The sequence below is a fragment of the Bacillus sp. RK1064 genome, from assembly GCF_051488405.1.
Lineage (GTDB): Bacteria > Bacillota > Bacilli > Bacillales > Bacillaceae > Bacillus.
Genome location: NZ_JBPSCZ010000001.1, coordinates 1,356,444 through 1,374,230, shown reverse-complemented (window position 1 = coordinate 1,374,230; position 17,787 = coordinate 1,356,444). Strand labels below are relative to the sequence as shown.

Genomic DNA, 17,787 nt, shown 5'->3' with positions numbered 1-17,787 from the left:
TTTAAATTAATTATTATTACAAGAAGGTAAAGAAAAAGACGAAAGAATAGAATTCTTTCGCCTAAAGGAGGAGCTCTCTAAGAGCATCTTTGTTTTGAGTTAAATCTTTTAATGTGTATTGATCAAGAACGCGTAAGTAAGCAGTAAGTGCTTCATGAAGTACATGCTTTAATGAACAAATCGGAGAGATGATACAGCTGTTTTTCTTTGAATCAAAGCATTCAACCATGACTAAATCATCCTCAGTATAACGGACAACTTCTCCAATATTAATGCTTTCTGGGCTTTTCCCAAGCCTAATCCCGCCATTTCTTCCACGGATCGTTTCCACATACCCGCGTTTTCCAAGATGATAAATCACCTTTGTCAGATGATTTTTAGAAATGCCATAAACATCGGCGATCTGCTGAATATTTGACAGTTCATTGTTTTCTCTTGATGCTAAATAAATGAGTACTCTTAATGAGAAATCTGTATAATTCGTTAGTTTCATTTTGACGACCTCTAAACCTGATAGAGTTTTGTATCATCGTAACACATTTTAGACAAAAACTGTTCGAGAAAGTGTTAAATGTGACAACATTTAAAACATGTATTATAAATATTGCTTTTATAAGCTGTCATCCATTACGATAAAGATGTATTTAAAATACACCTTTTTGAAAGAAGGAATGACGATGTTATCTAAAGATCAAATGAATGCCATTAAACAATCAGCCCCTCTATTAAAAGCTGAGGGAACCAAACTTGTGACTGTTTTTTATCAAAATATGATTCGGCAGCACCCAGAACTACTCAATCAATTTAATCAAACAAACCTCATGAACGGAAGTCAGCCAGAGGCGCTTGCTGCGACACTATATCAAGCAGCACTGCACATCGATCGATTAGAAGAATTACTTCCTGCGGTCAAACAGATTGCCCATAAGCATGTCAGTGTGATGGTCAAAAAAGAGCAATATCCAATCGTCGGATATCACCTCATTGAAGCGATGAAAGAAGTGTTTGGTTTAACGGAAAAAGATGACACGCTTTTAGCTTGGAAGGCCGCATATGACATTATTGCAAATATTTTTATCACGATTGAAGCAGAAATGATGGAGGAGAATGTAAAGCAAACTGGCGGATGGGCAGATGTGAAGCCGTTTGTGATTAAGAAAAAGGTACAGGAATCTTCATCGCTGATCTCCTTTTACTTAGTACCAGAAGATGAATCAGAGCTGCCAATGTATGAAGCAGGCCAATATGTTACGGTACAGGCAGATATGCCGGGTGAAGCTTATATGTGCAGCAGACAATATAGCTTATCAGATCAGCATCATCCTTCTTATTACCGCATTACAGTAAAGCGTGATGGTCATGTGTCTACATTTTTGCATGATGGAATGGAAGAAGGGGACGTTCTTCAAGTGAGTATGCCACAGGGAATGTTCTGTTTGCAAGAAGACACTAAAGAGCCTGTTTATTTTATTAGTGCTGGTTCTGGTGTCACACCAATGATCGGTTTAATGAAAACAGCAGCGCAAAACAGCCAGCCATTTACAATGATTCATGCAGATCGATTAGAGGATGTAACTGCTTTTGAAAATGAATTTGAACGAGTTCTAGCTGCAGCTTCTCATGGCCGCATCATCTTATGTAATGAACAATTTGCGCAGCCTGGTAAGGGTGAGCTTGTTGAGAAGGCAGCTTCCCGCATTGACCGTCCATTCCTTCAATCAGTGATTGGAGAAGGGAAAGGCCAATTTTATCTATGCGGTTCCCCGGTGTTTACACAGGAGATGATTCATATGCTAAAAGAGCTGGGAATTCCAGAACAGAATATTCATTTCGAGTCATTCGGCGGGCAATCCACGAAAGAAATGGAAGTCGTCTAAACGAATGGCGGAACATCATGTTTTTTTAGGTGCGCTCATATAGTAGGGATAAGTCCGATGAGGAGGGATGGTTTCCTTGAGCGTATCTGAAAAACGTCTTTTACAAAGAGCCATTGATGAAATTACAGAAATTGCAGAAGGATTTGGTCTAGATTTTTATCCGATGAGGTATGAAATCTGTCCCGCGGAAATTATTTATACGTTCGGTGCATACGGAATGCCAACACGATTCAGCCACTGGAGCTTTGGGAAGCAATTTCATAAAATGAAGCTTCATTATGATTTAGGGTTAAGCAAAATTTATGAGCTGGTCATCAATTCAAATCCTTGCTACGCCTTTCTACTTGATAACAACACGCTTGTTCAAAATAAATTAATTGTGGCTCATGTACTGGCACACTGTGATTTCTTCAAAAATAATTGCCGTTTCCAAAACACAAAACGAGACATGGTAGAAAGCATGTCAGCAGCGGCAGAGCGGATCAAAGAATATGAGCATCTTCATGGAACAAAAGAAGTGGAATCCTTTTTAGACGCCGTATTGGCTCTACAGGAGCATATTGATCCGTCTCTTGTTCGTTCAAAACTAAGCTGGAATATGGACGATGAAGAAGAATATGAAGATGATAAACCAAAACGTCAGACGCCGTATGATGATTTGTGGGGAATGGATGAGCCGAAGACGCATGAGAAAAAGAAAATCGTCAAACAATTTCCGCCAAAGCCGGAAAAAGATATTTTACTCTTTATTGAGGCGCACTCCCGGGAGCTAGAGCCGTGGCAGCGGGACGTCCTCACCATGCTGAGGGAGGAAATGCTCTATTTTTGGCCGCAGCTGGAAACAAAGGTTATGAATGAAGGCTGGGCTTCGTATTGGCATCAGCGGATTATGCGTGAGCTTGATTTAGATTCAAGTGAATCGATTGAGTTTGCCAAATTAAATGCAGGCGTGGTGCAGCCATCTAAAACAGGCATCAATCCTTACTATTTAGGTCTGAAGATTTTTGAAGATATCGAAGAGCGCTATGACAACCCATGTGAAGAATTAAAAAAAGCAGGGGTGACAGAAGGATCGGGCCGCAGCAAAATGTTTGAAGTCAGGGAAATTGAATCAGATATTTCCTTTATTCGAAATTACTTAACAAAAGACCTTGTGATGAGAGAAGATTTGTACTTGTTTCAAAAGCAGGGGAGAGACTATAAAGTCATCGATAAAGAATGGAAGGCTGTTCGTGATCAGCTAGTCAGCATGAGGGTCAATGGCGGCTTTCCTTATTTGACCGTGATGGATGGCGACTATTTGAAAAACAATGAACTCTATATAAAACATTGGTATGAAGGCATTGAACTTGATCTGAAATACTTAGAAAAAGTACTCCCTTATTTGCATCAGCTATGGGGAAGAAGTGTGCATATCGAGTCAGTTCTTGAAGGAAAAGAAGTGATGTTTTCATACGATGGAAAAGGGGTTCATAGGAAATATCTCGCTTAAAAAAGACCAAAAAAAGATGTCTTCTTAGCAGACATCTTTTTTGCCCGTTTTATTGGTTTTTCAGCAGTTTGAAAATGTGTTTTGCTTGATCGGTGTTTTCCATCAGACCTTTTAGCTTTTGGCTTGTTGGGCCATATGCAAAGAATGGAACTTCATCACCCGTATGACCTGATGTTGTCCAGCCTGTATGTGATCTCATGTTGATCACTTCTTCAATCGCATCATCAATCTTAACAGCATCCTTTGTTTCAGCGGCCTTTTGAATGGAGGCCATTTCTTCTTTTGTAAATTCAAGATCGATATATTGTTTCAGCGCTGATTCAACAGTCATGCCGCTGACAATTTTGTTTGCGATAAAATCAGGTGTCTTTTTCGCTGCTTTTACCGGTTTGTAATCCCAGCTGCCCGAGCCGTCTGCTCCGAAGGAAAGTCCGCCAGTTGAATGATCGGCAGTGGTGATGACTAACGTATTTTTATCCTTTTTTGCAAAACGAATGGCTTCTTCAAATGCTTTTTCAAAATCCTTCATTTCACTCATTGCACTGACAATATCATGATCATGTCCAGCCCAGTCAATTTGGCTGCCTTCAACCATAAGGAAAAATCCTTTTTTGTTTTTAGACAGCTGTTTAATGGCTGAGGACGTCATGTCTTGCAGGGAAGGGGTCTTTTTATCACGATCAATCGCTTTATCAAGACCACCGTCAGCAAAAATGCCTAGCACCTTTTGATTTTTGTTTTTTTGTAAGGCATCTTTATTGGTGACATAATCATATCCGGCTTGCTTGAATTCTTTTGTCAAATCACGATCCTTCCGGACAAAATCGACAAGACCTCCGCCAAGCATGACATCGACTGTATGCTGTTTTCCGATTTTTTCATCGAAGAAATCATCAGCGATGGCAGCTGTATTTTTTCTCGATACATCGTGAGCCGCATACGCAGCAGGGGTGGCATTTGTTAATTCAGATGTCACGACAAGTCCCGTAGATTTTCCCTTCCGTTTTGCTTCTTCTAGAACTGTTTTTAATTTTTTGCCGTTTTTATTTACACCGATCGCATTGTTGTAAGTCTTTTTACCAGTTGCCATTGCTGAGCCAGCTGCGGCAGAATCGGTGATATTGCTTTTAGAGTCGTTAGGGTATGTTTTGTGCATGCCAGTGAGGTAAGGGTCAAACGCTGTTTGTTTTGAAAGGTCTCCGTTGTGTTTAAATGAACGGTAAGTTGAAAGATAAGGAGTTCCCATGCCATCCCCGATCAGCACGATCACATTTTGCACGTCATTTTTTGGCTTCTTTTTAGCCTCTGCTTTGTCAGCCTGTCCAAATTCAATCCCTGAAAAAATGCCAATCGATAGCACAGATGCTGCCGCTACTGCAGCGATTTTCGTTTTCGAGCTTTTCAACACACTCATTCATTTTGCCTCCTCATTGTTTATGTATCGCTCTTACGTTTACAATGGTAGAGCAGAATTGTGGATTCCCATTTACAGGATCGTAAAGTTCACTTTAAAATTGTAAAGGTCCACTTTACATAGAATGGACCAAAAAGAGAAATGAATGTATCATTTATCCATGACAAGATGCGTTTATTTTGTCATGATTGTGTAATGAAAATGAAATATAAAGAACCCTAAAAAAAAATAAATTTTGCCGAATTAATAAGCATAATGTCGTAGGAAGTCAAGACTATTTCTTCTGGTATTTGATCCTTATAATAGTAAGTAGATAAAATTCGGATCACGATAGATACATACAGGAGGAACAAATGAAAAAACAATTGATCACAGCTGCAAGTGCAGTTCTACTTGGGACGACATTATTTGCCGGAGCTGCCTCAGCACAATCAGTAAAAGTTCAAAAAGGTGACTCTCTTTCTGTTCTAGCGAAAAAATACAAAACAAGTGTGAGCAAGATTAAATCAGACAATAAGCTAAAATCTAACACGATTTATGTTGGACAAACTTTAAAAGTAAATGGTACTTCCTCAAAAAAAACTACGAAAACATCAAAAACAACAACAAAAGTAAAAGCGGCGTCAGCGACAGCTACTCATAAAGTTGTGAAAGGTGATACATTATCTAAAATCGGCAAAAAGTACGGCATGACTGTAAAAGAGCTGAAATCGTTAAATAAACTCAAAACAAACCTTATCAAAATTGGGCAAAAGCTAAAGGTCAAAAAGACATCTAAAAAAGTGAAGACAACACCTGTTAAAGAAAAAACAGTTTCTGCTTCTTCTTTAAACACGTCTAAGCTTGTAGCAGATGCTAAAGCGCACAATGGCACACCATATAGATGGGGTGGAACGACACCAAAGGGTTTTGATTGCAGCGGGTTTATGTGGTATATCATTAACAAACAAAAAAAGATTTCAAGACAAACAACTGAAGGTTTCTGGGGATCAATGAAAAGCGTATCAACACCAAAGGTTGGCGATTTTGTGTTCTTTACAACATATAAATCGGGTCCATCTCACATGGGTGTCTACATTGGGAACAACAAGTTTATTCATGCTGCTTCTGATGGTGTGACGATCAGTAATATGAATTCAAGCTACTGGAAGCCGATTTACCTTGGAGCGAAAACATTTGTGAACTAATTTATTCTAAGAGACTGCTTATGAAGCAGTCTTTTTTTATTTGCGCTGTAGACTTACCGTTGGGTATATTTAAGAAAATACGAAAAAGCCAGTGCTGCTTGGCGTTAGTCAAGTAACACTGGCTATTCATCTAATGAGATTTAAAAACCTAATTGAAGATCGACATCGATCGATACGATGGTGTAGACACAAACAATAACAAAGATATTCAGTACGACACCAAGGAACCCTGGGCCCGTACGGCCTTTTTTAATGAACAGTTCAATAATGCCAAATGGAACTGCGGCCATTGCAAAAGGAAGCATCTGAAAAGAATAAAATGTCACGTTGCTGATAATGGCGAGGTTCAGCATGAGCAGGGATAATATCGCTGTACCGACGGAAATCCAGCCAAATACATTATGCTCTTTAAAAATTCTTACCAATTCCATAATTCCACCTCGCTCACTTTTGCCGTTTTAATGCGTTTTGTCTTCACAAATTTCTCGATTTCTTTCGAAGGACCTGTGATCACAGAGCCATAAATCGTGACACCATTTTGGTTGATATAGCGTATTCGGTTTGACAGATCCAGTTCAGGTCTGCCAGAGATCGTTTTTGCCCAGGTTGGGTGCTGATCGACATAAGCAAGGGCATCTTTAAATTGATCTACCTCTGTTTTTGATGTGTGCTGAAGCTCTTTTAAGAATTCAGAGTCTTTCCCAGGGAAGCCGATTGGCCGCTGATTCCCGCTTAATGAATCCTCTGTTTTAATCGCATTCCAGAGCACTTTCATATCATATTTTTTAGCAAAGGAATAAACGTCCTTTGGTGTATAAGCTTTGTCATAGGATACATACACTTCACTGACTGTTCCTTCAGGAAGCTTGTCTAAAGTAGTGAGTGTTTGTTTTTTTGATGCATCTGGCTGCGCCGAAGGATGGGTAAAGAAATCCTCCGTATCGCGTGCGCTGTCACCATAATAAGAGATGGTAGGCTGCTTTAATTTATCGAAAAACATCTCGATTTGTTCACTGCCAATGGCTTCTGTTTTATTGCCAATTTGTTTTTGCAGCTTCAATTCGGTGTTCATCCCAAAAAGCTTGACTTGGCCTTTTAAATCCTTCATATCAATCGCCACGTTTGGTTTCGTCAAAGCGACGGTGACAGCGGCTGTTTCCATGAAGTGATTCCCTTTGCTCTCTGCTCCGCCCACACCGTAGTATAGATAACTTCCTAATGTACAAAGCGGTAAAATAATGAGTGTCGATATGACAGCAAGCACGGAAATCCGTAAATAAGACTTTCTTTTTCCGTATTGTAAGATGGCTTTTTGCTTTTCAGGACTGATGGAAAAATCTGTCCAATCCGAGTCGTTCAGTTCCTGACTTAAGCGTTTTTCGTTTTCTTCAAGTTCTTCTTCAAACGCCATCATTTCTTCCTCGTTCATCTCACCATTATTATATTGTTCCCATCGCTTGTTAAACTCTTCATTCATCATTAACACCTCTGTTGTAAAGTGCTTTTAGGCGCTGCCTTGCACGAAATAAAACACTTTTAAAATTTGCTTCAGTAATATTCATGACCTTGGATGCTTCCTTGTAATTCAGTTCTTTTAAATAATACAATGTCAACGCTTCCTTGTAGTTATCTGGAAGCTGCTCTAAATACATGTTGAGGACTTCTTTTATTTCAACCTGTTCAGCAGGGCTTTGTACAGACGTTTGTAAAAGGCCGCCAATTAGATCATCCGATATGGTCACTTCTTTTTTATGTTTCCTGACATAATCAATAAAAGCATTTCGTGCCACCTGAAATAACCAAGGTTTCACTTTGCTATGGTCGTAGGAATGAATATGTATATAAGCACGCATAAAGGTTTCCTGCAATAAGTCTTCTGCCAAATGTTTGTCTTTTGTCATGGAGAGCAGAAACCTGTAAACATCGTTCATATACATTTGATAAATTTCATCGATCGTCACTGATTTTTCTCCCCTCTATGTTATACACGCATAAGAAAGGCATAAAGTTGCACGAAACTTCTCAATACCGTACATTACTCATCTCTTTCGCCGAATCAAAATCATTTCTCCTTATCATAGCGAAATTTACGCCATTTATAAAGCATTTTCAATAGAACAAATCAGGAAAAAACCTTAAAAAACGACAATTTTGGACACAATTCCTCTTCTATTCTCTCCTAAAACCATGGACCTGGATACAGAAAGACCGGTGATTCTTAACGAAAAATGATGTGATGGTTTGGCTGTTTCATGAAATTTTTAGTACCAGGTAATAAAAAATTTGTTATAATAGAAACAAATCCTTCATTCTTCAAACAAAGGAAGTGCACTATGTATAAATTTTCAGGCTATACCATCAAAGTATTATTTTCTCTCCGAGGCGGAATCAAAGTATATCAAAAAGAGAATCTGCCAACGGATCGGGGGTTTGTCATTGCATGTACACATGAGGGTTTTGTGGATGTTCTTGCATTAGGCGCAGGGATTCTTCCGTTTGAGATCCACTACATGTCGAAAAAAGAATTGTTTGCAAATAAATGGATCGGTGGATTTTTAAAGAAGATTCATGCCTTTCCAGTTGATCGAGAGAATCCTGGGCCAAGCAGTATTAAAACGCCCATTAAATTATTAAAAGAGGGGAAGATCGTTGGGATTTTTCCAAGCGGAACACGTACAACAGAGGATGTACCTTTAAAAAGAGGTGCGGTCACCATTGCCCAGCTCGGTAAAGCGCCAATCGTTCCAGCAGCGTACAAAGGACCGTCCAATGCGAAAAGTCTTTTCAAAAAGGGGAAAATGCGCTTAATTATCGGTGAACCGATTGAGCAGTCAGAATTTGAGCATCTGCCGCCAAAAGAACGGTTAGGTGCCATGACGGAAGTATTAAACACGAGAATTAAAGAACTTGAAGCTCAATTAATGGAAAAGGCATAAGAAAAACGACCGCTTGCTTTGGCAAGGGTCGTTTTTTTTCTTAAGAAGCGCCTTCTTCAGCGGCTTCTGCTAATTGTTCATTTAACTTTTTGACTTCGATATATACCACATGGTGTCCATCGACTTCATTAATGATAAATTCATAGCCTTGTTCACGAATGGTGTCATTTTTCTCAACTTCATATTTCTGTGTAAGGAACCATCCGCCGATCGTATCGACCTCTTCGTTATCAAGCTGCGTACCTAAGAGCAGGTTGACTTGGTCAACTAGAACCTTTCCATCAAAGATGTAATGGTCTTCTCCAAGTTTACGAACTTCGTTGATTTCATCAATATCGAATTCATCACGAATTTCACCGACGATTTCTTCAAGAATGTCTTCTACAGTCACAAGACCTGCTGTACCGCCGTATTCATCTGATAAAATCGCCATGTGTACACGTTCACGCTGCATTTTGAGCAATAAATCATGTACAGGAACTGTTTCAATCACATGAATAATCGGGTTGACAAACTTTTCGATTGTATCACTTGTAGAACACTCACCGCTAATGCAGGCAGTGAGAACCTCTTTAATGTTTAGAACACCAATCATATTATCTTTATCGCCATCTTCAATTGGATAACGTGTATATTTCTCTACCTTGGTCACCTTCAGCATTTCCTCAATGGTAATATCATGAGGGAAGCTGACAACTTCAGTACGAGGAATCATAATTTCTTTCGCCAGACGGTCATCAAATTCAAAAATTTTATTTACATATTTGAATTCAGACTGGTTAATTTCGCCGCTTTTATAGCTCTCTGATAAAATAATCCGCAATTCTTCTTCAGAGTGCGCCATGTCATGCTCAGAAACTTGCTGAAGACCGAACGCTTTTGTTAACAAACGAGCAGATCCATTTAATACCCAGATAAACGGGAACATCACTTTGTAAAAAATCATGAGCGGTCTAGCAAAAAGAAGAGATACTTGCTCCGCCTTTTGAATGGCGAGTGTTTTTGGTGCAAGTTCTCCAACCACAACGTGTAAAAACGTCATAATACTAAACGCAATAATAAAAGTGACAATAGAACTAGCTGATTGAGGAATGGACAGTTCTACAAATAGTGGAGCAAGCATGTGCGCAATTGTTTCTTCCCCTAACCAACCAATACCAAGGGCGGTAATGGTAATACCGAGCTGACAGGCCGACAGATACTCATCAAGGTGAGTCGTGACATGCTTGACAGCAACTGCTGTTTTATTACCTTCTGCGATTAACTGATCAATTCTTGAGCTTCTTAAGCGAATGATCGCAAACTCTGATGCTACGAAAAATGCGGTTAAAGCTATAAGCAAAGCAACTATAAGTAAATTAACTATGTCCAATTAAGGCCTTCGTTCTGACTTTGAGAACGAAGGTAACACCTCCTGTTTAGTAAAAATTTTAACTTAACAGCAGTAAAAATGATTGGACAGCCGTCATCTTTTCAGGTGTAAGCTGCTCTTTTAATTTTTCTCGTTGTTCTGGCTGAAGCTGCTTACAACGTACCAAAATGCGGTCCATATGCTCGTTCATCCGATCGATATCAGAGGTTAAATGGACAAGTTCATCAGGATCTTCCTTTTGAGAAGGGAATTGTTCATCTAATCTGGATTTGATGTCAGAAAGAGCCAATCTCTGCTGTTTGCAAAGAACGATTAATTGTAATCGTTTTAAAGCATGTTCATCGTAATAACGATAATTTGAGCAAGATCTAACAGGCGCAAGCAAACCTAGATTTGTATAATAATCTACAGTTCGTTTCGTCACCTGTGCAATCTGTGCTAGTTCACCAATACGATACTTTTTCTCAGCCCCATCTGAACATCTCCTCCTAACCGTCACGTTATAGTTTATGAAAATAGTTTAATATAATTCGAGTCTGAAATACAAGTTAATTGTTCATATTTCCTGCCGATATGAACATTAGAGAGGGATTTCTCAGTCTAGATTGTCCTGTCAAATTTAACATAGTGATACAGGAATTTTCAGATTATTTATGGTAAGATAAAATGAATACCGTTTCATATATATGTAGAGAAGCGGATTTATACGTGAACCGGAGGTGGTTAAGTGGGGCCCTCAATGTAGTCTTATTTAATCAGTTAACCGTTTTGCAAAATATAACATCATCAATCAGGAGGTGACTCCTTGTTCTTCTAAGAAAGAGCAAGGTTAAATGGACGATATTGTTAATCTGAGTATAGTCGGTGTTTTGATTGCTTTAACAGCTTTCTTTGTTGCATCTGAATTTGCCATAGTAAAGGTGAGAAGTTCAAGAATTAATCAACTTGTTGCCGAAGGGTCCAAAAAGGCCATCGTGGCGAAAAAGGTGACATCAAGGCTAGATGAATATTTGTCAGCCTGTCAGCTCGGTATTACAGTGACATCCCTTGGTTTAGGGTGGATTGGTAAGCCGGCTGTAAAAGAACTTTTGGTTCGAGGTTTCGGTTTGACAAACATTCCTGATTCAGCAATCAGCCTGATCTCAGCAACACTTGCGTTCTCTATTATTACCTTTTTGCATGTAGTTGTCGGTGAGCTTGCACCAAAAACGCTTGCGATTCAAAAGGCGGAAAAAATGACGCTCTGGCTGTCAGGCCCGCTGCATGCATTTTATATCCTGATGTTCCCTTTCATTTATGTGTTAAACGGGTCAGCCCGTGTTCTAACCAAAATGATGGGCATCGATATGGGGTCTGAAAAAGAACATTCCCATTCTGAAGAGGAATTGAAGATTTTATTATCTGAGAGCTTAAAAAATGGGGAAATCAACCCATCAGAATATAATTATATGAACAAGATTTTCGACTTTGATAATCGAATTGCCAGAGAGATCATGGTACCGCGGAGAGAAATTTGTGCAATTCCAGAAGATATGCCGCTAGATGATATCCTCTCCATCATGACGCAGGAAAAGTATACACGCTTTCCCGTGTTTTCAGGGGATAAAGACCATGTCATCGGCATGCTGAACAAAAAGCAGCTCTTTGCAGATCTTGTGTATCAAGGAGAAAAAGATCAACTGAAGATTCAAGATTATATATATCCAGTGATTGAGGTCATTGACACGATTCCTATTCAGGAGCTTCTCGTCAAGATGCAGCGCGATAGAATGCATTTGGCGATTTTAACCGACGAATATGGCGGAACGTCTGGACTTGTCACAACAGAAGATATTTTAGAAGAGATTGTTGGAGATATTCGAGATGAATTCGATGAAGATGAGCAGCCGGTTATTCAAAAAAGAGCCGATCATCATTATGTTTTAGATGGCAAAGTAAGATTAGATGAAGTGCAAGATTTGATCGAAATGTCATATCATGATGAAGAAATTGATACAATAGGCGGGTTAATCTTAAAAGAGAATATTGATATCCGAGAAGGACAATCCATTTATCTTGATGATATTCGGATGAAGGTCTTGGAGATGGATGGACGCTATGTGAAAAAGATCGATCTGAAGAAAGGCGTCACATCATCAGAAAAAGGAAATGCACGCACTGGGCTTGATATAAAAGAGCCGCTGTTAGTAAATGAAATGACCTTGAGCGAAAAATAAGCTCAAGGTTTTTTTAGGTATTTAGTCTCTTTTTACGAATGTGCGTTCGGGTTATAATAAGAACAAACGTTCGATAGAGGGGGATGGACATGCTTTGGTATGAAACAGCAAGTATCACGGAGAAAAAAATCTCAATGAAACGAATTGAGTTCCATTTAAAGAATTTCAAAAATTACCAGGCAGCGATTTTAAATATCGAAAGACAGCTTGAAAAAAGAAGTCCGCATCATCTGGATCACATGACACGGAAGAAGTTAGAAGAGCAAAAAAATCAGTATGAACTCATCGTTGCATGTATTGAAACAGCATTAAAAGAGCTGGATGAAATAGAGCAGCAGCTCATCGATTACAAATATTTTCGAGATTGGCGGATGGCCAAATGTGCGATGGAAATCGGCTACAGTGAAAAAACACTCTTTTTAATGAAGCGCCAGCTCATGGATCAACTGCTCATCAGCTTAGCCGCCATTACCAATATTTAAAAAAGGTGATGTCCTATTTGATAGCTCGCAGCAAAGAGACAGAAAGACCCGATGATTGTCATCAATAAGTAGACAGCAAGTTTTCCGATTTGCCGCTGTTGCAGCATGGTCGCAGACTCTACACTAAACGTAGAGAATGTTGTGAAGCCACCGAAAAAACCCGTTCCAATGATCACAAGCAGCGGATGATTGGCAGTCACGGCACCTGTCAGTATACCTAAACCGGCAGCACCTAATAAATTGATGAGAATAATACTATACGGGAAACGAGCATGAGACTTGGTTTTCTGTATCGATTGGCTAATGAAAAAACGAAGGGCGCTGCCAATCCCGCCGGCAACAGCTGTATATAAAACGATCATTTATCTGCCTCCTCTCTGCTGCTTATTTTGATGAAAGAGCCGCTGAGCAAGCATCAGTCCACATAAGGCAGCGGCTACTCCGGCAATGACTGAGAGCAGGATGTAGATCACACTAGAGGTGAATTGCCCAGTCTGTAATAAAAGAACCGTTTCTTTAGAAAAAGTGGACATTGTCGTAAAACCTCCGCAAAATCCTGTTCCGATCAAAGCGGCAAGATATTTTTTTCCCTTCTGGAACATAAAATATCCTGTTGAAAAACCAAGAAGCAGACTGCCTGTTACGTTTTCGATTAGCGTTGCATAAGGGAATGTTTGGCTGACAATCGATTGGCTTAGTTCATATCTGCAAAGTGTCCCAAGCAGTCCGCCTATAAATACAGCAAGATACGCTTTCATTTACATCATTTCTCCTTTAGAAAAAATGGCGGGTGATCCGTCACCACTCCATCAACGGGATATTTTTTGATCCGATCGGCTGTTTTTTGGTCTTTCACAGTCCATATAAACACATCCATCCCGAATGAGTGGATGCGGTCTATCCACCATCTGTTGATCATCGTTTTCTTCATATTAAGACAATCAGCAAACGAGCTGTATGCAGTTAACTTTCTTTTCGCCAGTTTAAATGCAGTAGGCTTTATAATCAAAGCTGTTCGAAGAGAAGGGGCGAAAGCTTTGATTCTTTGAAGTGCATGATCATCAAAAGATTGAATCATGATATGACGAGAATAGGCAAACCGATTGATGATGTCGACAACTGCCTTTTCAATTCCTATCTGCCGTTTTGGGTGTTTGATCTCGATCAATATCCCGATCCGCTGGCTGTATCTCTCAAGAACTTCTTGTAATGTTGGAATTCGTTCATTCGTGTACTGCTGGTCAAACCAGCTTCCTGCGTCAAGTTTTTTCAGCTGATCAAGTGTATAGCTTTTGACTAAACCGTTTCCGTTCGTCGTTCGGTCAACTGTATCATCATGGATCACGACGACGTGCTGATCCAATGTGAGCTGTACATCTAATTCAATATAATCTGCACCCTGCTGAACAGCTAAATCAAACGCGGCAATTGTATTTTCTGGGGCAGCGCTTGATGATCCTCTATGCGCAATAATATACACATGCTCCAGCTCCCTGACATAAGTTCTGGTCTTATCATATCAAATGCTTTACCGTTTTTCCTTCTTTACTATATGGAGGGAAGAAGAGCTGTATGTAATGGTGAATCGCATTGCCAAGAAAGTATGATGCTTCAAATGTGAAAAGTTGCAGGAATATCCCAAGCCATGATTGAGTAAATCTGAAGTACATCAATTTTTCTTCGATCAATTTTGTCCAAATCGTCAGCGTTCGCCAAAATATTAGTGCTTTCGTCATGTTGACTGAAAATTCTGATGTTTTATAATGATGAAAAGGAGGCGAGATGATTGGGTAAAGGGAGAATTAGAGTGGAAGAACGTATTAAGGCCGAAACGGATGCTGAAATGTTTAAAGCGACTCTCCTTGATCAGGCTCAGAAGAAAAAGTAGTTTGCTGCCCGTCGATATGTCTCTAGCCAAAATTTCATAATTGAACATCATGCCTCGGGACTGGTCCCGAGGCTTTTTATATAGAGGTCAGACATTTATGAGAGGACATAAACGAAGGTTATATTATAAACTAGAGAGGATTGTTTTAAAGGAGAGAGACAAACATGTTTACACAAAAATGGATGGATACATATTTTACAGTAGATGTTGCGATCCAAATCGGTATTAGCCTTTGTATTTTATTGCTTTTTTTATTGCTTCGGAAAGTATTTACGAAGTACTTATTTCATCTTCTCTTTAGGCTGACCAATCGGTCTAAAACGGAGGTCATTAACCAAATTGTTGTGGCTTTCGAAAAGCCAGCCAGACTGTTTTTTGTCGCACTTGGGTTATATTTTGCGTTAAGACAGGCACCATACTTTGAGCATCATATGGATGTCATCGTCAAATTATATAGATCCTCCATTATATTGATGCTGACATGGGGGCTTTGTAATTTAACCGCAGCTTCTTCTTTCTTATTTCAAAAAGTAAATTCGAAATTTGAATTGGAAATGGATGATATTTTAGCGCCGTTTTTATCAAAGGTACTTCGCTTCATTATCATTGCACTAAGTATTAGTGTCATTGCACAAGAATTTAATTATGATGTAAATGGACTTGTGGCAGGTCTTGGTCTAGGTGGTCTAGCCTTTGCGCTTGCTGCACAGGATACGGTGGCGAACTTTTTTGGAGGAATCGTCATCATTACAGAGAAGCCTTTTACAATGGGCGACTTTGTGGAGACGCCTAGTGTTCTTGGGACTGTCGAGGACATTACATTTCGAAGTACAAAGTTTAGAACACCTGCTGAAGCTGTCGTGACAGTTCCGAATTCTACGCTTTCAAAGGAACCTATCACGAACTGGACGAGAATGAATAAACGCCAAATTACGTTTTCCGTACGTGTATCCTATAATACACCAAAGGAAAATCTTGACCGATGCATCAAACGTCTCAAACAAATGCTTTATGAACATGATGGGGTGCACAAGGAGACGATCATGGTAAATCTCGATGTACTGGCGGACAGTTATTTGAATTTATTTTTCAACTTTTACACAAACACGACGGCCTGGGCTGAAAACCTTGATATTAAACAGGACATTAACTACCGTATCATGGATATCTTCCATCAAGAAGGTGTAGAATTTGCTTTCCCTGGACAGACCATTTATATGAAACAAAAAGGCGAAAAACAGCTGGGTGAATAAAGGAGGATTGTGAGTGGATCAAACAAAGGTGGCAGCGCTAAGAGAGAAATTAATGCAGGCTTCACATATTATGGTACTTTCAGGTGCGGGTATGAGCACAGAATCGGGTATCCCCGATTTTAGATCAACGGGCGGCTTATGGACTGAAGACACCTCCCGCATGGAGGCGATGAGCCGGTCCTACTTTTTATCACACCCTCAGCATTTCTGGCCGAAATTCAAGGAATTGTTTCAGATGAAAATGAGCGGAGAGTACGAGCCCAATAGTGGACATACCTTTTTAGCCAGCCTTGAGAAACAAGGAAAACATGTGGATATTTTCACCCAAAATATTGATGGCCTGCATAAAAAAGCAGGAAGCCAGCATGTATATGAACTCCACGGCTCCATTCAAACAGCTACTTGCCCATCGTGCCAAGCGACATATGAACTGCCTTATTTATTACAAGAAGAAGTGCCTGTATGTCTAAAGGTTTCCTCAGACGGACGGACATGTGGGCGTGTGCTGAAAACAGATGTTGTCCTTTTTGGAGACAGGGTTAAACATTTTGATCAAGTAGAGAAATCACTTCAGCGAGCGGACCTTCTGCTCGTCATGGGGACTTCCCTAGAAGTGGCGCCAGCAAGATATATTCCAGAAGATGCCGCTCAAAATCCTTCCATCTTCAAGGTGATGATGAATTTGAGTGAAACAGAATACGATCCACTGTTTGATCTTGTCTTTCATGAGCGAATTGGCGATCTCGTGAAAGCTTTATAAATCATCAAAGACCCCGCATCCAAAAAAGGTGCGGGGTCTTTCTTTATTGTTGCAGCGGCTTCATCGATTCATCAAGGACTTCAAATGTATAGCCCTTCGCTTTTAGCTGTGTGATTAAACTGTTTAAGTATTTTGCTGTCGCTGGCTGATCGTGCATTAAGATGATTTTTGGTTCTTTTGGATGTTTTGTCTCAAGCACTTGCAGCTGATTTAATACCTCTGGTACATATTTTGAGCTTTTATATTTCCAGTCAAGACTGTCAATTGTCCAATCCCAGTATACAAAGCCTTTTTGTTTTAAACGTGCCTTTTGCTGATCCGTTAAATTTGGGGCGCTGCCATAAGGTGTTCTCACAAGATGTGTATACTCACCTGTGACAGAAGCCAAAATGCGCTGATCTTCCTTCATCTCATTGACGGGAGAATCACTTTTTTGATAAAAGCGTTTCACATCATGTGTGATACCATGAAGCCCTAACTGATGACCTTCTTGATGAAGTTTTTTCACAGCTGCCGGGTGTTCCTTAATCTGCGGCCCAAGCATAAAGAATGTGGCCTTTACTTGATGCGCTTTGAGCACATCTAAAAGCTGATTTGATGTCGCTGACGGACCATCATCAAAGGTTAAAAAGATCGTTTGATCCGTTACATGTTTGTTTGGGTTGATCTTAAAATGTGCATCTAATGTTTTCGTAGAATCATCTTTTGCTTTCAGACTTGTGCTTGTGTTTCGGAATTGACTGCTCGCAGACATTTTAGCCGGCTGATCTGCTGCCTGCATATTGGTTTTAGATATATCCCATATAAAAAAGAGGATCAGTGACAGAATCACTAAACCAATCGCTTTTGAGAGCAGCATCGTGTTTGAAGGTGTCTGTTTTTTCGTAACCCGTTGCATTACAATCGCTCC

General features: G+C 39.8%; 20 protein-coding genes. 9 read left to right on the top strand and 11 right to left on the bottom strand.

Going from position 1 to position 17,787, the window contains the following annotated elements; translation table 11 throughout:
• Positions 1 to 61: 61 nt before the first annotated feature.
• Positions 62 to 493, bottom strand: a complete 432-nt coding sequence (locus ACSSTM_RS07335; protein WP_034663719.1) for an Rrf2 family transcriptional regulator — start codon at positions 491 to 493, stop codon at positions 62 to 64.
• A gap of 184 nt (positions 494 to 677) precedes the next feature.
• On the opposite strand from ACSSTM_RS07335, the gene ACSSTM_RS07330 reads away from it, so the two are divergent.
• Together ACSSTM_RS07330 and ACSSTM_RS07325 are read left to right on the top strand one after the other, a co-directional pair.
• Positions 678 to 1,877 (top strand): globin domain-containing protein, encoded by a 1,200-nt coding sequence (locus ACSSTM_RS07330; protein WP_034663717.1) that lies wholly within the window; start codon positions 678 to 680, stop codon positions 1,875 to 1,877.
• A 67-nt stretch (positions 1,878 to 1,944) separates the two neighbouring features.
• Entirely contained in the window at positions 1,945 to 3,369 is a 1,425-nt protein-coding gene (locus tag ACSSTM_RS07325) for a SpoVR family protein (protein ID WP_376745155.1), read from the top strand.
• Positions 3,370 to 3,418: 49 nt separating this feature from the next.
• Here ACSSTM_RS07325 and ACSSTM_RS07320 read toward each other — a convergent pair whose 3' ends face one another.
• Positions 3,419 to 4,783 carry an alkaline phosphatase gene (locus ACSSTM_RS07320; protein ID WP_437404110.1) on the bottom strand — a complete coding sequence of 455 codons (1,365 nt, stop codon included), beginning with the start codon at positions 4,781 to 4,783 and terminating at the stop codon, positions 3,419 to 3,421.
• Positions 4,784 to 5,136: 353 nt separating this feature from the next.
• Between ACSSTM_RS07320 and ACSSTM_RS07315 the strand changes: the two genes are divergently transcribed.
• On the top strand, positions 5,137 to 5,970 hold the full coding sequence (locus ACSSTM_RS07315) for a C40 family peptidase (RefSeq protein WP_034663692.1): 834 nt from the start codon (positions 5,137 to 5,139) through the stop codon (positions 5,968 to 5,970).
• A 140-nt stretch (positions 5,971 to 6,110) separates the two neighbouring features.
• Here the strand turns inward: ACSSTM_RS07315 and ACSSTM_RS07310 are convergent, their stop codons facing one another.
• From ACSSTM_RS07310 to ACSSTM_RS07300, 3 genes are read right to left on the bottom strand one after another with little or no spacing between them, the layout of a single operon-like run.
• Positions 6,111 to 6,401: a hypothetical protein gene (locus ACSSTM_RS07310; protein WP_034663689.1), complete on the bottom strand. Its 291-nt coding sequence runs from the start codon at positions 6,399 to 6,401 to the stop codon at positions 6,111 to 6,113.
• Complete coding sequence (locus ACSSTM_RS07305; RefSeq protein WP_034663685.1) at positions 6,389 to 7,447, bottom strand: anti-sigma factor; 1,059 nt, start codon at positions 7,445 to 7,447, stop codon at positions 6,389 to 6,391. The genes ACSSTM_RS07310 and ACSSTM_RS07305 overlap by 13 nt, the downstream gene beginning before the upstream one ends.
• Entirely contained in the window at positions 7,440 to 7,931 is a 492-nt protein-coding gene (locus ACSSTM_RS07300; RefSeq protein ID WP_003211938.1) for a sigma-70 family RNA polymerase sigma factor, read from the bottom strand. The genes ACSSTM_RS07305 and ACSSTM_RS07300 overlap by 8 nt, the downstream gene beginning before the upstream one ends.
• Positions 7,932 to 8,303: 372 nt before the next feature.
• Here ACSSTM_RS07300 and ACSSTM_RS07295 point away from each other — a divergent pair, with 372 nt between their 5' ends.
• Entirely contained in the window at positions 8,304 to 8,906 is a 603-nt protein-coding gene (locus ACSSTM_RS07295; protein ID WP_034663683.1) for a lysophospholipid acyltransferase family protein, read from the top strand.
• 40 nt (positions 8,907 to 8,946) lie between these two features.
• On the opposite strand, the gene ACSSTM_RS07290 is transcribed toward ACSSTM_RS07295, so the two are convergent.
• A complete protein-coding gene (locus tag ACSSTM_RS07290) occupies positions 8,947 to 10,278 on the bottom strand; it encodes a hemolysin family protein (protein WP_012009419.1) in 1,332 nt (443 codons plus the stop codon).
• Between the two features lie 58 nt (positions 10,279 to 10,336).
• Positions 10,337 to 10,777 (bottom strand): MerR family transcriptional regulator, encoded by a 441-nt coding sequence (locus ACSSTM_RS07285; RefSeq protein ID WP_034620022.1) that lies wholly within the window; start codon positions 10,775 to 10,777, stop codon positions 10,337 to 10,339.
• 334 nt (positions 10,778 to 11,111) lie between these two features.
• On the opposite strand from ACSSTM_RS07285, the gene ACSSTM_RS07280 reads away from it, so the two are divergent.
• Together ACSSTM_RS07280 and ACSSTM_RS07275 are read left to right on the top strand one after the other, a co-directional pair.
• Entirely contained in the window at positions 11,112 to 12,494 is a 1,383-nt protein-coding gene (locus ACSSTM_RS07280; protein WP_034663680.1) for a hemolysin family protein, read from the top strand.
• A gap of 89 nt (positions 12,495 to 12,583) precedes the next feature.
• Entirely contained in the window at positions 12,584 to 12,976 is a 393-nt protein-coding gene (locus ACSSTM_RS07275) for a hypothetical protein (protein WP_034663677.1), read from the top strand.
• On the opposite strand, the gene crcB (ACSSTM_RS07270) is transcribed toward ACSSTM_RS07275, so the two are convergent.
• From crcB (ACSSTM_RS07270) to ACSSTM_RS07260, 3 genes are read right to left on the bottom strand one after another with little or no spacing between them, the layout of a single operon-like run.
• Positions 12,973 to 13,338, bottom strand: coding sequence for a fluoride efflux transporter CrcB (gene crcB, locus ACSSTM_RS07270; protein ID WP_095284958.1), 366 nt, complete (start codon positions 13,336 to 13,338; stop codon positions 12,973 to 12,975). The two genes, ACSSTM_RS07275 and crcB (ACSSTM_RS07270), sit on opposite strands and share 4 nt — an antisense overlap.
• Positions 13,339 to 13,734 (bottom strand): fluoride efflux transporter CrcB, encoded by a 396-nt coding sequence (gene crcB / locus ACSSTM_RS07265; RefSeq protein ID WP_060595870.1) that lies wholly within the window; start codon positions 13,732 to 13,734, stop codon positions 13,339 to 13,341.
• Between the two features lie 5 nt (positions 13,735 to 13,739).
• Positions 13,740 to 14,456, bottom strand: a complete 717-nt coding sequence (locus ACSSTM_RS07260; protein ID WP_034663667.1) for a glycerophosphodiester phosphodiesterase — start codon at positions 14,454 to 14,456, stop codon at positions 13,740 to 13,742.
• A gap of 306 nt (positions 14,457 to 14,762) precedes the next feature.
• On the opposite strand from ACSSTM_RS07260, the gene ACSSTM_RS07255 reads away from it, so the two are divergent.
• The 3 genes from ACSSTM_RS07255 to ACSSTM_RS07245 all read left to right on the top strand — a co-directional run bounded on the left by ACSSTM_RS07255 (position 14,763) and on the right by ACSSTM_RS07245 (position 16,877).
• A complete protein-coding gene (locus ACSSTM_RS07255; RefSeq protein ID WP_017360338.1) occupies positions 14,763 to 14,864 on the top strand; it encodes a YhdX family protein in 102 nt (33 codons plus the stop codon).
• A 164-nt stretch (positions 14,865 to 15,028) separates the two neighbouring features.
• Positions 15,029 to 16,117: a mechanosensitive ion channel family protein gene (locus ACSSTM_RS07250; RefSeq protein ID WP_034663662.1), complete on the top strand. Its 1,089-nt coding sequence runs from the start codon at positions 15,029 to 15,031 to the stop codon at positions 16,115 to 16,117.
• 28 nt (positions 16,118 to 16,145) lie between these two features.
• Positions 16,146 to 16,877: an NAD-dependent protein deacylase gene (locus ACSSTM_RS07245; protein WP_437404289.1), complete on the top strand. Its 732-nt coding sequence runs from the start codon at positions 16,146 to 16,148 to the stop codon at positions 16,875 to 16,877.
• Positions 16,878 to 16,920: 43 nt separating this feature from the next.
• On the opposite strand, the gene ACSSTM_RS07240 is transcribed toward ACSSTM_RS07245, so the two are convergent.
• Positions 16,921 to 17,775, bottom strand: coding sequence for a polysaccharide deacetylase family protein (locus ACSSTM_RS07240; protein WP_437404109.1), 855 nt, complete (start codon positions 17,773 to 17,775; stop codon positions 16,921 to 16,923).
• Between the last annotated feature and the right edge of the window lie 12 nt (positions 17,776 to 17,787).

Excerpts from the sequence above, each read along its gene's own strand:
- ACSSTM_RS07335 (WP_034663719.1), bottom strand. The coding sequence starts at position 493 with ATGAAACTAACGAATTATACAGATTTCTCATTAAGAGTACTCATTTAT.
- ACSSTM_RS07330 (WP_034663717.1), top strand. The coding sequence starts at position 678 with ATGTTATCTAAAGATCAAATGAATGCCATTAAACAATCAGCCCCTCTA.
- ACSSTM_RS07325 (WP_376745155.1), top strand. The coding sequence starts at position 1,945 with ATGGTTTCCTTGAGCGTATCTGAAAAACGTCTTTTACAAAGAGCCATT.
- ACSSTM_RS07320 (WP_437404110.1), bottom strand. The coding sequence starts at position 4,783 with ATGAGTGTGTTGAAAAGCTCGAAAACGAAAATCGCTGCAGTAGCGGCA.
- ACSSTM_RS07315 (WP_034663692.1), top strand. The coding sequence starts at position 5,137 with ATGAAAAAACAATTGATCACAGCTGCAAGTGCAGTTCTACTTGGGACG.
- ACSSTM_RS07310 (WP_034663689.1), bottom strand. The coding sequence starts at position 6,401 with ATGGAATTGGTAAGAATTTTTAAAGAGCATAATGTATTTGGCTGGATT.
- ACSSTM_RS07305 (WP_034663685.1), bottom strand. The coding sequence starts at position 7,447 with ATGAATGAAGAGTTTAACAAGCGATGGGAACAATATAATAATGGTGAG.
- ACSSTM_RS07295 (WP_034663683.1), top strand. The coding sequence starts at position 8,304 with ATGTATAAATTTTCAGGCTATACCATCAAAGTATTATTTTCTCTCCGA.
- ACSSTM_RS07280 (WP_034663680.1), top strand. The coding sequence starts at position 11,112 with ATGGACGATATTGTTAATCTGAGTATAGTCGGTGTTTTGATTGCTTTA.
- ACSSTM_RS07275 (WP_034663677.1), top strand. The coding sequence starts at position 12,584 with ATGCTTTGGTATGAAACAGCAAGTATCACGGAGAAAAAAATCTCAATG.
- crcB (WP_095284958.1), bottom strand. The coding sequence starts at position 13,338 with ATGATCGTTTTATATACAGCTGTTGCCGGCGGGATTGGCAGCGCCCTT.
- crcB (WP_060595870.1), bottom strand. The coding sequence starts at position 13,734 with ATGAAAGCGTATCTTGCTGTATTTATAGGCGGACTGCTTGGGACACTT.
- ACSSTM_RS07250 (WP_034663662.1), top strand. The coding sequence starts at position 15,029 with ATGTTTACACAAAAATGGATGGATACATATTTTACAGTAGATGTTGCG.
- ACSSTM_RS07240 (WP_437404109.1), bottom strand. The coding sequence starts at position 17,775 with ATGCAACGGGTTACGAAAAAACAGACACCTTCAAACACGATGCTGCTC.